We start from the raw sequence: 15,821 nt of genomic DNA on the forward strand, positions 1-15,821 counted from the left end.
GAATTCTTGATCTATTTTCTTCATCTGATATTTTGTTTAAGTCATTTTCATTTAAATCACTAAAAGTTATATCTATAAAAATTTCTTTAGACTTATCATAATAATCAGATTCTGAAATTCTTGTACCATTTAGAAATAAATTGATAGCCAATAGGGCAGTTGATTTCCCTGCATTATTTTCACCAATGACACAATTCATCTGTGAAGGTGTTAAATCAATATTTTTAAGACCCCGAAAGTTTTCGATATGTATATTTGAAATTTTCATTATTAAGTATCTATTTAATTTTATAGTATATATTTATAATTCAATGTGTAAAAAAAAGCCACCTTAAGGTGGCTTTTTTAAATCAAACTACAGCATTAAAGCGCTGCAATCTGCTCCATATTCGCTTTAATCTTCGCTAACTGATCGGCAAACTCAGCAAGTTTAACTTTCTCACCCTCAACTACCGCAGCAGGCGCTTTCGCTACAAAACCTTCATTACCAAGTTTAGTGGCAATTTGGTCATGCTGTTTTTGAACCTTGTCTAAGTCTTTTTGCAGACGACCCAATTCCGCTTTAGGGTCAATTAAGCCCTTCATTGGAACGAAGACAGACACGTGACCAACGACAGATGAAGAAGACAATGGCGGTTGTTCACTGTCAGCAAGGAAAGTAATGCTTTCAACTTTTGCCAATGCTTTAAACAATGGTTCAATACGTGCGATTTGTGCTTTTTCAGCATCCGTTGTATTTTGAAGAAGAACAGGCAACAAACGCGCATTACCTAAGCCCATCTCACCACGGATGTTACGTACCGCACCAATCAAACCTTGAAGCCATTGCATATCTGCTTCAGCTTGTTCGTTGATAAGCGCTTGGTCAGCAACAGGGTACTGTGCAAGCATAATCGTTTCGCCAGAAATGTTTAACTTCGGCGCAAGTGTTTGCCAAATTTCTTCTGTTAAGTAAGGCATCAATGGATGAGCCAAACGTAAAGACGCTTCCATCACAGAAAGAAGCACACGACGTACTTCAGCTTTACGCTCAGTTGATACGTTTTCATCATTGAGAACAGGCTTCGTCAGCTCTACATACCAGTCACAGTATTCATTCCAAATGAACTCGTAAATCGCTTGTGCAGCCAAGTCTAAACGATAGGTTGCAAATGCAGTTTGCACCGCTTGTTCCGCTTTTTGCAGACGGCTCACGATCCATTGTTCAGGCAATTCCCAAAGGTCTTGACGTACTTCTTGACCAATCACTTGCTCTTCACAGTTCATCATCACGAAACGTGTTGCGTTCCAGATTTTGTTGGCAAAGTTACGGTAACCTTCAACACGCTTCATATCAAACTTAATGTCACGACCTGTATTTGCAAGCGCACAGAATGTGAAACGAACCGCATCTGTACCGTAAGATTGAATACCTTCAGGGAATTCTTTACGGGTAGATTTTTCAATCTTCGCCGCTTGTTTCGGGTTCATCAAACCAGTCGTACGTTTTTGTACTAAAGTTTCAAGATCAACACCGTCAATCAAGTCTAATGGGTCAAGCACGTTACCCTTAGATTTAGACATTTTCTGACCTTCGCCATCACGTACCAAACCGTGAACGTACACCGTTTTGAACGGAACTTGAGGTGTGCCGTCTTCATTTTTCATGAAGTGCATGGTCATCATGATCATGCGGGCAACCCAGAAGAAGATGATGTCGAAACCTGTTACTAGTACATCAGTCGGGTGGAAAGTATTTAAGAAGTAGTTTTCTTTATCTTTCGCAGCGTCACCAGTCCAACCTAAAGTTGAGAACGTCCAAAGACCAGAAGAGAACCATGTATCAAGCACGTCTTCGTCTTGTTTCAATTCAACTTCAGGTGCAATGCCGTTTTTCGCACGAACTTCAGCTTCATCACGACCTACAAATACGTTACCTTCAGCATCGTACCAAGCAGGAATACGGTGACCCCACCACAATTGACGCGAAATACACCAATCTTGAATGTTGTTCATCCAAGCCATGTACATGTTGCTGTATTGCTCAGGTACAAATTTGATGTCGCCATCTTTAACCGCTTTAATTGCAGGCTCAGCAAGTGGTGCAATTTTTACGTACCATTGGTCTGTTAGAAGTGGCTCAACGATCACGCCTGAACGGTCACCACGAGGTGGCTTCAAGGTATATGGTTGAATTTGGTCTAACCAGCCTTCAGCTTCCGCTTGAGCAACCAATTTTTTACGTGCTTCAAAACGTTCTAAACCAATGTAGTCCGCAGGTGCAGGAATGGTTTTAGAAATTTGCTCGCCCGCTTTCGCGATGTATTCAAACTCAGCAAGAACTTCAGCATTTTTGTTGAAGATATTGATGATTGGAAGTTCACAGCGTTTGCCCACTTCATAGTCATTGAAGTCGTGCGCAGGGGTGATTTTCACACAGCCTGTACCAAATTCTTTGTCTACATATTCGTCTTTTACGATAGGAACAGCACGGCCTGTAATAGGTAGGATGATGTTTTTGCCTACAAGCGCTGCATAGCGTTCATCATCAAGCGCAACCGCAACAGCTGTATCGCCAAGCAATGTTTCAGGACGTGTTGTCGCCACAACAATGTGATCTTTGCCGTCATGGGTGCGGATTGATTTGTCTTCAAAGAAGTATTTGAAGTGCCACAGTGAACCTGCTTCTTCTTTATCAGACTCAACTTCCAAGTCAGAAAGGGCAGTTTGTAGTTTAGGGTCCCAGTTCACAAGGCGTTTACCACGGTAAATTAAGCCTTCTTCATGTAGCTTAACAAACACTTCTTTAACGGCATTTGATAAACCTTCATCCATGGTGAAGCGTTCACGTGACCAGTCTACAGATGAGCCTAGACGACGAATTTGACGGGTAATGTTCCCGCCAGATTGTTCTTTCCATTCCCACACTTTTTCGATGAACTTTTCACGGCCAAGGTCGTGACGGCTGATGCCTTCAGCACCCAATTGACGTTCAACAACCATTTGCGTTGCGATACCTGCATGGTCGGTACCTGGCTGCCAAAGGGTGTTTTTGCCAGACATACGGTTATAACGAGTCAACGCATCCATAATGGCATTGTTGAAACCATGACCCATGTGCAAGCTACCAGTGACGTTTGGTGGCGGAATCATAATACAGAATGAATCACCTTTTTGAGATGGCTTGAAGTAGCCTCTCTCTTCCCAAGTCTTGTACCATTTTTTTTCGATCTCGGTCGGATCGTAGGTCGTAGCAATATTTTGCGCTGAATCAGTCATAGTCTAAACAGATCAAAAGTGGATAAAAAATTAGATCTATTGTAGCAAAAAAAATGGTGAATTAGGGATGTTGGGCGAATGTTAACATTTAGGATTTGGTAGTAAATAAAAGAGTCCGTATGATAGGACCTAAGATAAGAAGTATCCATTGATCCCAAAACTAAGATAAAAGGAGCAATATCAAATGACTTATTCTATTTCTTTAAAGATTCAACCTACGACATATCAACGTTTTGAGACGATTCATCAAAAACTCAACGCGGGTGAAAACAGAAAGTCAGTCCAAAGCCTTAGGGGATAATTTAGCGGATATTGCATGTGAAATTTTAGATCAAGTTTTTGGCCAAATGGCGCGCATGAATAAGTCTGGAGACAATGAATCCGAAAAAATTATTCAGCAAATACGTGAAACGACCCGTAAATATATGCCGTGGTCGGTGTCTTTTTTCAGCAATGACCGCCTTGTACCGATGGTGAATTATTTATATGGACGTTTTTACAGCGAAGAGGGTCAGCATTTTATGCATTACCCGATCGATGCCTCTTTAGCCACCGACTTGCTTGCCTATGTCAGTCAAATGAAAGAAGGGCAGAATCAATATGTCCCACTCGCATTGAAGGCATTTACACAAGTGGTCGATGCCGGGGTGACGCATTTGGTGCGAGAACCGAAAAAAATGCTGAAATTTAACATGGTAGTGGATAAAACTTTAACCGGTGTCATCAATCTCACCACGCAACTCGGTTATAAACGTTTTGATAAACTCGGCAAAATTTATGATGCACAATCGATGAGTCAGTACTTTGACCATTTTATGGTGTTTTTGAGCAATGAACCTGTACTACATAAAGCATAAAATACATATAAATGAATAAATTAGTTATTTAAAAGGATGTCAAAATGGCAAAACGTGATGATTTGAACGGAAAAGTGGTATGGATTACTGGGGCATCGTCAGGTTTGGGTGAAGCTTTAGCAAAAGAATGTGCTTTGCAAGGGGCGCAGGTCATTTTGACCGCACGTCGTTTTGAAGAGTTGGAAAAAGTCCGGGTTTCATTATTACATCCAGATCAGCATCTTTCAGTGTGTGCCGATATTACCAATGAAGAACAAGTTCGCCATGCTTATGAACAAGTCCTTGCGCATAAAGGCCGAATTGATTGGCTAATCAATAATGCGGGATTGAGTCAGCGTGCATTGATCACGGATACGACTATGCAAACTGAACGTGCCATCATGGAAGTAGATTATTTTTCGCAAGTCTATTTAACCAAAACCGTTTTACCGACATTTTTAGCACAAGAGTCTGGTCGAATTGCTTTTGTTTCAAGTGTTGCAGGCTTATTAGGGACACAATACCGCGCGACCTATTCTGCTGCAAAAGCTGCCATTCATATGTGGGCGAACAGTCTACGTGCGGAAGTTGCGGATCAAGGGGTGGGCGTATCGGTGATATTCCCCGGATTTGTCAAAACCAATGTTTCATTTAATGCACTCAATGGTGCCGGCAAGCCACAAGGGCATCAGGATGAAGCCATTGAAAATGGTCTAGAAGCCAATGAGTTTGCCGAAACGGTGGTGCAATCTTTGCAACGTGGGGAAGAATACATCGTGGTGGGTGGTTCTAAAGAAAAGCTCGGTGTTTGGGTATCTCGATTATCACCGACAACGTTATATAAAATGATTCGTAAAACCAAAGTGAAGTAAATTTTATCAAGTTTAAATAGTTTAAAAGTCACTCTTAACAGTGACTTTTTTAATGAGTAACGAGATTATAAGAAATGAAAAAGAATAATTTTAACAAATGGGGAATAGCCATCATTTTGTGCGCAATCATTGGTGCAATTGGTACAGTGGCATATTTTTATTTTAAACAGAAAACTCAAAAAATTGAGCACAACTCAACACTCGAAAAGCCTGAAAAAGAAATAGGAACTGTATCAGAACCAGTTACTGAATCTGTTGAGATTGAACCTAATGTTGAAGCGGCGAGTGCAGAAGTTGTAATACGAGGACCGAACGAGGGGTGGTTACCGATCGAAGCACTATTTGATGAAAAAGGATTATTGAAGTCTGAGTATTACAGTCAAAATCCTCAAGATTCAGATGTTGATAAATTACCTTATAGCTCGAATAAAATTGGTGATTTTAAATGGCGAGCTGAATTTCATCCTGTTGATGATTTTAAAGGCGATCAGGCTAGATTCAAAGATCAATGTTTTGGATATTGTGTTTTAGTGAAAGGTAAGTTGCTGACCAGTGTTGAATCGACTGTATTTACGGGAGCATTTATTGCGAAAGATCATTTGATCGAAGTGATTGCACATAAGGGGAGTGGCGCATATATGCCTGTCAACTATAGCTTTATCAAAATCGACAAAGCTGGTAATGCAGAGTTAATCTCAGATGATCATAATTCTTACAAAGATCAATTGGCTCGTATCAATCATTCGGGACTCGAGATTGACTTAAAACCATTTAGAAAACTTCAATATTTTCTTCTAATGAATGAAAATGGTCTAAATGTGTCGATGCAAAAACCCAATAAGGTGGATGTCGAACCGACTCAGTGTAAAGAGTATTACGAAGGAACATTAGAGGCATGTCCAACTTTATATGGATGTAAAGCTGACATTGTGGTGCAAGATCTGGCACGTGCTTATGCTGGAGATGTTGCATTTAGTTATCATGATCCAAATATTGATGAAAAGAAATTTAATGAGGTTTGCTTTAAAATTTGTCGCAATGAAAATGTGAGTTATGAAGAGTTTGAAGACACATTGTGTAAAGTAAATTAAATAGTAAAAATGAATTGGGGAGAAGTAGAGAGATCAGATGTCTCTCTTTTGAATTGCTGTCCCATACGCAAAGACTTCGACCATGCCGCCTTGCATACCCAACTCAGTGGTGCTTAAACGCAGGCCCATAATTTGCGTTGCGCCCATCTTTTCAGCTTCTTGCTTTAAACGCACCACGGCTTCACGACGTGCCCGATCGACGATGCTTTCATAACTGGTTAAACGTCCGCCAAAGAAGTTCTGAATATTGGCAATCACATATTTAAAATAATCATGTGAAATCACTACATTACTCGAAATCAGTTGTCCGAAATGTTCAGTAGTTTTAAAGCGGTTGTTGTCTATGCGAATATGTGCCAATCGCTTTTCTTGAGCTTCGAGTTCTTTGAGATGTTTTTGTTCGATATGGCGACCGAAGCCCCAACCAATACAAAAGAGCACCACAAAGATCAGGACTTTAAAAATAAAGGCATCCATGACTTAGTCCTGAGTTGGAAATGGGTCTGGGAGTTTTGCTGAGTTGGCTTCTACGCGAACAGCGGTGCCATACACAAATAATTCAGAGGCGCCTTGAGCAATATTTGAGGTTGAAAAACGGATGCCGACGACCGCATTCGCGCCTAAGGCACGTGCTTTATCAATCATACGGCTCATGGCTTCTTGACGAGATTCTTCGAGTAGTTCTGTATAACCTTTGAGTTCACCACCCACGATATTTTTTAGGCCAGCCATAAAGTCACGACCAACATGTTTACTGCGGACAGTACTGCCATAAACGACATCAAGTTGTTGTGTAATGGTATGACCCGGAACAGATTCAAGATTACTTAAAAGCATTTTTAGTTATCAATATAAAAAGGTGAATTGAAGATAGAAAACTCTTTAGCAAAAAGCAATAAATTCATTTTTATTTTAAAGCTTCGATCTAAAAATGAAAAAGCCCACCGAAGTGAGCTTTTCAAATATTACTGGCTAGGCTAAATCAAATTATTGTTTTGATGCAGCTTTACGCTCAGCAGTAGAAGGTTGGTATTGCACAGCATCAGAAGTGTTGGCTTTGATACCACCACCAAGTGTTTTATACAATTCAACTTGATTGTTGAGATTTGCTTGTTCAAGCAACAACAAACCTTGCTCAGCTGCATAAGATGCACGCTGCGCATCAAGTACAGTTAAGTAGCTATCAATACCAGCACGGAAGCGGGCATTTGACAGTTTGTAGGTTGTATTGGTTGCATCAACTAAACGGCGCTGTGCTGCAATACGGTCACCAATGTTTTGGCGAACTGCAAGCGCATCATTTACTTCACGGAAAGCTGACTGAACTGATTTTTCATAATCAGACAATGCAATTTTCTGGTCAGTTTCAGAAACTTTAATATTGGCCTGACGTGTACCCCAGTCGAAGATTGGAATATCTAGGCTAGGGCCAGCAGACCATACAAAGTTGCCTGATTTAAATAGATCACCTAAGTCCGTTGAAGCATAACCCGCAGAACCTGTCAGGCTAATAGTAGGGAACAGACGTGCTTTAGCTGCACCAATGTTCGCACCAGCGGCAGACAGTTTGTATTCAGCTGCACGTACATCTGGACGGTTGTTCAACAAATCACTTGGAATACCTGAACCAATGGTATTGGTCGAAGTAATACGATTGACACGTTGGTTCGGCAGCAAGTTCGCAGGCACTTGTTGACCCACTAATAGATTCAATAAATTTTGCGCTTGAGCAATTTGAGTTTTGTAGTTCGCAACATCATTACGTGCAGTTTCTACAGAAATTTGAGCCTGACGAACAGGAACTTCACTGTCAATACCGACATCAAAACGCTTTTTGTTGAGGTTGTAAGATTCAAGCTGAGCTTTTAAGGTTTGATCCGCAAGCTTCAAGTTCGAATTGGCATACGCGTAGTTTAACCATGCTTGAGCCACTTGACCGATCAACGCAATTTGTGTTGCATCACGGGCACTTGCAGTTGCAAGGTAACTGTCCAAAGCATTGTCTTTTAAGCTACGTACACGACCCCAAAAATCAAGTTCATAGGCAGTGACACCTAAACCGACATTGTAAGAGGTGATAGGCTTTTGTGTATTCAACGTGTCTTGACGAAGTACACTACCACTTGCACCAATGGTTGGTAATTGACCATTGGTAGTGATTTGATACTGTTGCTGTGCACGTTCAATATTTAAAGCAGCCGTACGTAGGTCACGGTTATTGGCTAAAGCTAAGTCAAGAACTTGTACCAGACGTTGGTCAGCAAAGAAATCTTTATATCCTTGTTCAGCAACAGAAGTACCAGAAGCACTTGCTGTGTAGCTTTCGGGGATATTGGTCTGAACAACCGGCTCTGGACCACGCATGCTTTGGCAGGCAGCCAAAGCAAGCGCAAGTGAAGAAACCGCAATGCTACGACCTGCAATAGACCATACATTTTGCATCACGATAAATGCTCCTGATTATTTTGTTGTTTTGGTTTGTACTTAAAGATACTTCGGATCCATACATAGAACACAGGAATAAAGAAGATACCAAGTAGGGTGGAACTGATTACGCCACCCAATACACCATAACCTACGGAGTGCTGACTACCTGCACCTGCACCCGAAGAAAGGGCAAGCGGAAGTACACCAAAACCAAAGGCTAAAGTGGTCATGATAATTGGACGTAGACGCATTTTAGCGGCATGCAATGTTGCGTCAAACAGATCTTCACCTTTTTCTTGAAGTTCTTTGGCGAATTCTACGATCAAGATCGCATTCTTCGCAGACAAACCAATGACGGCAATAATAGCCACCTGGAAGTAAATGTTATTCGCCAAGTTTGGATTTTTGAAGAACACCATTCCAAGGAAAGTCAGTAATAACGCACCCAATACACCTAATGGTACAACCAGTAATACTGAGAACGGAATAGACCAGCTTTCATACAAGGCAGCAAGACATAGGAAGACGATTAACAATGAAAGTGCGTATAGGAATGGTGCTTGTGCGCCAGACTCACGTTCTTCTAGAGATAAACCAGTCCATTCATAGTCAAAGCCCTGAACGCCCATCGAAGGAAGTTTTTGTACAATTTCTTCCATCGCTTTCATCGCGTCGCCCGAACTTACACCCACACCCGGTGAACCTTGAATGTTCACAGATGCGATACCGTTATAACGTTCAAGACGTGGTGAACCATAAGTCCATTCACCAGTAGCGAAGGTCGAGAATGGAACCATTGTGCCTTGGTTGTTACGGACATACCACTGGCTCAGGTCTTCAGGCATCATACGTGCCGCAGCTTCACCTTGTACATAGACTTTCTTCACACGACCACGGTCAACGAAGTCATTGATGTAAGAACCACCCCATGCCATACCCATTGTGGTGTTAATCTCAGAAATACTCACACCCATTGCACCAGCTTGAGCTTGGTCAATCGTGATTTTGTACTGTGGCGTATCTTCTTGACCGTTAGGACGAACACCCATGAGGCGTTTATCTTGAGCAGCCATACCGAGCACCATATTACGGGCATCGATAAGTTGTTGATGGGTTTGACCTGCAGAAGCTTTTAACTGCAAGTTGAAGCCGGCAGTTACACCCAATTCAGGCATTGCTGGTAATTGGATTGGCATGATGTATGAAGCATCCTTCACGATCATGTTCAATGCCATACCACGTTGAATAATCGCACCCACTTGAGATTCAGGTGATGTACGGTCTTCCCAATCTTTTAACTTGATGAATGCAAGACCTGCGTTTTGACCTACACCTGTGAACGAGAAACCGGCAACACTGAATACAGAATCGACATATTTTTCTTCGTTTTTCAGGAAGTAATCGGTCATTGCAGTGACAGTTTTATCCGTACGCTCAAGTGAGGCATTCGGTGGTAACTGTACCAGTGTCATTACAACACCTTGGTCTTCTTCAGGTAAGAATGATGATGGTAACTTTTGGAATAAAAGTACCAACAAGCCGATTACAACTGCATAAATCACACCAGAGAAAATCTTGTGGTGTGTCATGAAGTTCACGCCGCCTTGGTATTTATGCGCAACTTTATCAAAAGAGCTGTTAAACCAACGGAAGAAACGGGCAAAGATATTGTTGCTTTCAGGTTTGTTTGGATCATGTTGTTTCAACATGGTCGCGCATAGGGCAGGGGTAAAGGTCAATGCTACAATCAATGACAGAATCATTGCTGTTACCAGCGTGATTGAGAACTGACGATAAATTACACCTGTCGTACCACCGAAAAATGCCATCGGCACGAATACAGCGGTTAACACAGAGGTAATACCGATTAAGGCACCCGAGATCTGTTTCATTGAGATTTCAGTTGCAGTCACGGGGTCAAGATGATCTTCAACCATGACACGTTCAACGTTCTCTACGACAACAATCGCATCATCCACGAGGAGACCAATCGCCAGTACCATCGCGAACATGGTGAGTGTGTTGATCGAGAAACCAAACATGTTAATGACAGCAAAAGTACCCAATACCACTACAGGTACAGCCAATGTCGGAATAATCGTTGCGCGCCAGTTCTGTAAGAACAAGAACATCACAAAGAATACGAGAATCACGGCTTCTACAAGGGTATGTACAACACTTTCAATCGATAACTTAATGAATGGAGTCGTATCAAATGCAAGCGTGTCTTCTAAACCTTCAGGGTAGTTTGGACGTAGTTCTTTTAAACGTGCTTCAACAGCTTCGGCTGTATCTAATGCGTTTGCACCAGTTGCTAGTTTGATCGCTACACCACCAGCAGGTTTGTTGTTGAACTTAGAGTCGAACTGATAGTTGTCAGCACCTAATTCAACACGTGCAACATCACCTAAACGTACCTGAGCACCATCACTACTGTTACGCAGGAAAATGTTTTTAAACTGCTCTGGTGTTTGCAACAAACTTTGTGCTGTAACTGTCGCGTTCAGTACTTGACCTTCAGTTGCAGGCGCACCACCTAACTGACCAACAGCAACCTGAGCATTCTGTGTACGGATAGCCGCAGCCACATCACTCGGTGTAACTTTCAGGTTTGCCATTTTGGCTGGATCTAGCCAAATACGCATCGCATAAGAACCACCGAATACTTGGACTTCACCTACACCTGCCACACGGCTGAGAGGTTCAGAAATATTCGAGTTTACATAGTCCTTAATGTCGTCCGCAGTCAACTTACCCGATGGTGAGTGGAATGCTACAACTTGTAGGAAGCTTGCGCCAGATTTGGTGACTTTTACACCTTGACGTTGTACGTCTTCAGGTAATAGCGCTGTCGCAGACTGGAGTTTGTTTTGGACTTGAACTTGGGCGATATCTGGATCGATCCCTTGTTCAAAGTTCAATGTAATAGATGCCTGACCGTTACCCGCACTGTTTGACGAAATATAACGTAAGCCATCCAAACCATTCATTTGTTGTTCAATGATTTGGGTTACGGTGTTTTCAACTGTTTCTGCAGACGCACCTGGGTAAGTCGCAGAGATTGAAACCGTTGGCGGCGCAATGGTCGGATACTGTGCAATTGGCATATTAGATAGCGTGAGTACACCCGCTAGCATAATTACCAATGCAATCACCCATGCAAAAATGGGGCGATGAATAAAGAATTGAGCCATTCAGTCTACTCCTTATGCGTTTGAAGTAGCTTTTTGTTCAGTTTTAGGCGCTGCTTGTTCTGCGGCTTTAGCGTTTGGCTTTGCTGCAGCAGGTTGTTGCGCACCTTGAGGTGCAGCAGCCTGAGGTTGATACGGTTTGGCTACAACTTGTTGCTCTGGCTTAACTTTCGCAATACCGTCAACAATCACTTTATCGCCAGTGTTTAAGCCTTGAGTAACGATCCAATTCGAACCTTGCGTACCAACAGTGGTTACAGGACGAGATTCAACAGCACCTTTTGCATTCACAATCATTGCAATCGCTTGACCTGTAGGGGTACGCGTAATGGCAGCTTGTGGAATCAGGTAAGCATTTGGAATCACACCTTGAACGATGCGAGCATTCGCAAACATACCCGGAAGTAATAAATGATTCGGGTTAGAAAAAACAGCACGAAGTGTAACCGTACCTGTATCTGGGTTTACACTCGCATCAGAAAATGCAAGACGACCTTCAATTGGGTATTCGCTACCATCTTCAAGACGTAATTTCACTTTGGTGTTATTACTGCTGTCCAAGTTGCCTTGGCTTAATTGTTGACGTAAGCGAAGAAGTTCAGCACTTGATTGGTTAATGTCAACGTACATTGGATCAAGACGTTGAATTGTGACTAATGGATCAGCCTGAGATGCAGTAACTAATGCACCCGCTGTGACTGTAGAACGGTTGGTTTGACCTGAAATTGGCGCACGTACAGTTGAGTAACCTAAGTTAATTTCTGCATTTTTAAGTTCTGCCTGAGATGCAGCAACGTCTGCTTCAGCCAGTTTTACTTGCGCAACAATATCGTCATATTCTTGTTTAGAAATCGCATTTGATCCCACAAGCTGACGGTAGCGACCTTCTTTAACACGTAACACGCCTAAATTTGCTTGTTGACGTCTTAAAGCAGCACGAGCACTGTCAGCTGAAGCACGGTTTGTACGCGAGTCGATCTCGTACAAGGCTTGTCCTTCGCGAACATAACTGCCTTCTGCAAATAGACGTTTCAGTACTACACCACTGGTTTGTGGACGTACTTCTGAAATTTCATAGGCAGATGTACGGCCGGAAAGTTCAACAGATTGTTCAACGCTTTGCGGTTGGGCAACAATGACACCGACTTCAGTTGGTGGCATTTGCTGTGCAGCAGCAGCTTGCTGTGCATCTTTAGGATCTTTGCTACAACCAACAAGTGCAATACTTGTTGCCAATGCGCAAGCAGTCAGGGCAGGAGCCCAAAGCTTTGCAGACATCATTGTTCCACCTCAATTAGATATTTATCTAAATTATTCATTTGTTTACGCTTTACTGATTTTGATGTAACTCAAATAAAGTAGCGCGATCCAAATAAAACTTATGCTCCAACCGGATAAGACATCTGTCGGAAAATGAACCCCAACATATATTCGCGAAACACCCATACACAGCATCCATAACAATGCCAAAATGGTGATCAAACGATGTTGAGCATGTTGTCGGCAAATCAAGATCATCAGACACGCAAGCGATGCAGCATAACAACTGTGTGCGCTTGGGAATGAACTCCCGTAAGACGCTACAAGATGGTACATTTCTGGGGGACGCGGTCTGGTGAACGTAAATTTAAGCAACCATGCAAGGCCGATACTTCCAAAGATCCCTATACTGATAAAAACAATCTCTGTGTATTTTTTATACCACGCAAAGTGTAAACACCATAGCGTGGTGAAAAATAATACAAAAGGCATGCCCCCTAGCGCGGAAAGTCCGATGGCAATTTGATTAAAAACAGCAATACGGTGCTGACTCATCCATTCCACGATATTTAAATCTAATAGATTTAAATAGCTAGAATAAAGCGACAACACACTGATAATTAATGCAAAAAAACCAACAAACAGTAGCGTTCGTGGCATATTTTATTCCTTGTCATTTTAACCGGTTTGAGCTCGGTTAATTAATGGACTAAAGTGTACTCATCAGTACACTTTATTTCAAGTATGTGTAAATCATACTGATTTTATTTTTTGCGTTCATTCACATCTTACTAAAATAAAACACAAATCTGCTAATGATTGTTCTTGCTGGCTTGTGTGCCATCTTCAACTTCAAGTGGGGTTTTCGGTGGCCAGAAAAAATCACTTGGTCGCGTTAGAAAATGAGTCATCACCAGTTTAGCCAGTGGTTTCCATTGTTCAAATCTTACGCGACGTGCCCGTAGTGCCACAATAATGGTTAACGTGAAACTGACGAATAAGTTAGTCAGACCGATCAGAATAACCCCTAAGAATGACACAATGATTAAGCCAATGTCTGGTGAACCATTAATATTGATGAGGCCTTGAATGAAGTTGGCCGAGGCGAAGGCGATATGGCGAATATCTAAAGGTAAACCAAAAATAAATCCAATTGTTCCCATACTGCCCAGCATGATCCCGAATAAGAAGTTACCTGCTAAAGCACCTAAGTTTCGCTCAATGTAAGCGGCAAGCTTATCCAGTCTCTCTTGACCCATGATGCGTTTTAACTTTGGATGTGCTTGAATCCGTGGTCCAACTTTGCGATAGATCGCCATGTTGTCAAAGTACCCAGCAAGCAAACCTGATAAAAACAAACATACTCCAGCTATCGCAGCATGTGGCACAGCCAGTGAGGTAAATGGATTGAGGTCGTGTAAGGTTTTAGCTGCTTTTGCATGATTCATTAATGGCTCATGTAAAGCCATGTCCCAACTTAATGCGATCAATGCTGCAACAGGAATCGCAATACTGATGTTGCCTAAGATTGCAATAAACTGGGTTCGAATGATGTTAATAATTAGCGCGGCAAGTTCGGCAATCTGCGCCATTTTCGAGCCTTTACGATGCTGAACCGTCGAGGCAAGGGCGGCAGCTGTCATCGCAGGCTGTTTAGTGGCAACAGTAAAATGTAAGACATGAATCAGCATAAAGCCGAAAGAGTAGTTCAGACTATATGAAATGGCTTGCATGAGCGGTGCCATGCTGACACGGGCCATCAGCACTTTTAAAGTTGCCATACAAGCAATGATCACACCGGCACCTGCCGCAGATCGGTACATGCTCATAAAGCCTTGTTTGTCCGTACTTACATAGTGTTCGCCGGTTTTACTTGCGTTTTCGGTGACTTGTAGGGCAACCAATTCACTATTGGTGGCGAGCAAATCGCGCACACTGCGCTCGCTATAAATCGCTGACGTCACATCACTGAGTAAACTACCCATAGACACATAGCGGACATCATCTTCTTCAACAATCAGGTTGAGTAAGATTTCTAAGCGATCTAAACACTGTTCTAAAAGCGACAATAAGTAAGTCAGGCTGACACTTACACCAATTCGTTTGGTCGCACGCCGAATCTTCAGCACCACATCACGACATTGTTCCAGCATTACCAACGCTTGAGAAGCATCTGGCGGTAGCACAGCACTCATTTCTTCAGCACTTTGATGGAGCTTTTTATACTGCTGAATAAAATCGTTTATTTCGCGGTTTTGCACCAAAAAAGGTGATTCATATTCGGTCAGTTCAGGCTGTGCATTAATAAATTCAGGATATAAGCCAATACCACTTACCCGATAGGACAAAACGGTAATGGCTTTAATTAACTCACGGCGAATTTTCTTTTTTTCTTCCTGATTGCTATGACCTTGGTTAAACAGTCGAAATAGCTGCATCCATTGCTGATCATCAATACTGTCCAGCCAATATTTGTCGCTATGACGATAAAAAACTCGACGGACTAAATCTTGTAATTGAGTTTCGTCATTGATCAGAGGAAGAAAATGTGCGCCAAGCCGTTGGAACAGTTGTCCCCAGAAACCATCGAGAGACAAAATACCTGTGTCCGCATATAAACTGGTTTGTTTATATCGGCTAATGAGTTTTAGGACAAAACTTTGCAAGGTAGAGGCTGCATCTGGCGTGATGAGTAAAGCTTGGATGAAAGCCTGAAATTTTTTCTTAATTTCGTCGGTATTTTTTGTATCTTCTGGTCGAATTCGGTTGACCAATTCGATCAGCAAGTTTTCATCCAGCACAGCCCGAGGGGTATCGAGCTGTTGCTGCATGGTCAAAAAGATATCATTGAGTTTTATATGCATAGGCAAGGGGAATTACGATGAA

11 protein-coding genes and 1 pseudogene are annotated in these 15,821 nt (G+C 42.2%); 3 read left to right on the forward strand and 9 right to left on the reverse strand.

Going from position 1 to position 15,821, the window contains the following annotated elements; translation table 11 throughout:
- Together AVJ20_RS11240 and AVJ20_RS11245 are read right to left on the reverse strand one after the other, a co-directional pair.
- Window positions 1-268, reverse strand: a 268-nt coding sequence (locus AVJ20_RS11240; protein WP_162689760.1) for an AAA family ATPase, incomplete at its 3' end; no start/stop codon positions are given.
- Between the two features lie 95 nt (window positions 269-363).
- Window positions 364-3,258, reverse strand: a complete 2,895-nt coding sequence (locus AVJ20_RS11245) for a valine--tRNA ligase (protein WP_111885282.1) — start codon at window positions 3,256-3,258, stop codon at window positions 364-366.
- Between the two features lie 184 nt (window positions 3,259-3,442).
- Here AVJ20_RS11245 and AVJ20_RS11250 point away from each other — a divergent pair.
- The 3 genes and pseudogenes from AVJ20_RS11250 to AVJ20_RS11260 all read left to right on the forward strand — a co-directional run bounded on the left by AVJ20_RS11250 (window position 3,443) and on the right by AVJ20_RS11260 (window position 6,057).
- Window positions 3,443-4,115: pseudogene (locus AVJ20_RS11250) on the forward strand (hypothetical protein).
- 44 nt (window positions 4,116-4,159) lie between these two features.
- Window positions 4,160-4,966, forward strand: a complete 807-nt coding sequence (locus AVJ20_RS11255; protein ID WP_111885283.1) for an SDR family oxidoreductase — start codon at window positions 4,160-4,162, stop codon at window positions 4,964-4,966.
- 74 nt (window positions 4,967-5,040) lie between these two features.
- A complete protein-coding gene (locus tag AVJ20_RS11260; protein ID WP_111885284.1) occupies window positions 5,041-6,057 on the forward strand; it encodes a hypothetical protein in 1,017 nt (338 codons plus the stop codon).
- Between the two features lie 33 nt (window positions 6,058-6,090).
- On the opposite strand, the gene AVJ20_RS11265 is transcribed toward AVJ20_RS11260, so the two are convergent.
- The 7 genes from AVJ20_RS11265 to AVJ20_RS11295 form a co-directional block, all read right to left on the reverse strand.
- Window positions 6,091-6,534, reverse strand: a complete 444-nt coding sequence (locus AVJ20_RS11265) for a YbjQ family protein (RefSeq protein WP_111885285.1) — start codon at window positions 6,532-6,534, stop codon at window positions 6,091-6,093.
- Window positions 6,535-6,537: 3 nt separating this feature from the next.
- On the reverse strand, window positions 6,538-6,894 hold the full coding sequence (locus AVJ20_RS11270) for a YbjQ family protein (protein ID WP_078192212.1): 357 nt from the start codon (window positions 6,892-6,894) through the stop codon (window positions 6,538-6,540).
- Between the two features lie 150 nt (window positions 6,895-7,044).
- Window positions 7,045-8,499: a multidrug efflux RND transporter AdeIJK outer membrane channel subunit AdeK gene (gene adeK, locus AVJ20_RS11275; RefSeq protein WP_111885286.1), complete on the reverse strand. Its 1,455-nt coding sequence runs from the start codon at window positions 8,497-8,499 to the stop codon at window positions 7,045-7,047.
- Window positions 8,499-11,678, reverse strand: a complete 3,180-nt coding sequence (locus AVJ20_RS11280; protein ID WP_111885287.1) for an efflux RND transporter permease subunit — start codon at window positions 11,676-11,678, stop codon at window positions 8,499-8,501. Before AVJ20_RS11280 ends, adeK begins: the two co-directional genes overlap by 1 nt.
- 12 nt (window positions 11,679-11,690) lie before the next feature.
- Complete coding sequence (locus tag AVJ20_RS11285) at window positions 11,691-12,956, reverse strand: efflux RND transporter periplasmic adaptor subunit (RefSeq protein ID WP_111885288.1); 1,266 nt, start codon at window positions 12,954-12,956, stop codon at window positions 11,691-11,693.
- Window positions 12,957-12,998: 42 nt separating this feature from the next.
- Window positions 12,999-13,595 (reverse strand): phosphatase PAP2 family protein, encoded by a 597-nt coding sequence (locus AVJ20_RS11290; protein ID WP_111885289.1) that lies wholly within the window; start codon window positions 13,593-13,595, stop codon window positions 12,999-13,001.
- A 152-nt stretch (window positions 13,596-13,747) separates the two neighbouring features.
- Window positions 13,748-15,799, reverse strand: a complete 2,052-nt coding sequence (locus AVJ20_RS11295) for a site-specific recombinase (protein ID WP_078192207.1) — start codon at window positions 15,797-15,799, stop codon at window positions 13,748-13,750.
- Window positions 15,800-15,821: the final 22 nt, after the last annotated feature.

This window comes from Acinetobacter sp. CFCC 11171, assembly GCF_003268405.1.
GTDB lineage: Bacteria > Pseudomonadota > Gammaproteobacteria > Pseudomonadales > Moraxellaceae > Acinetobacter > Acinetobacter amyesii.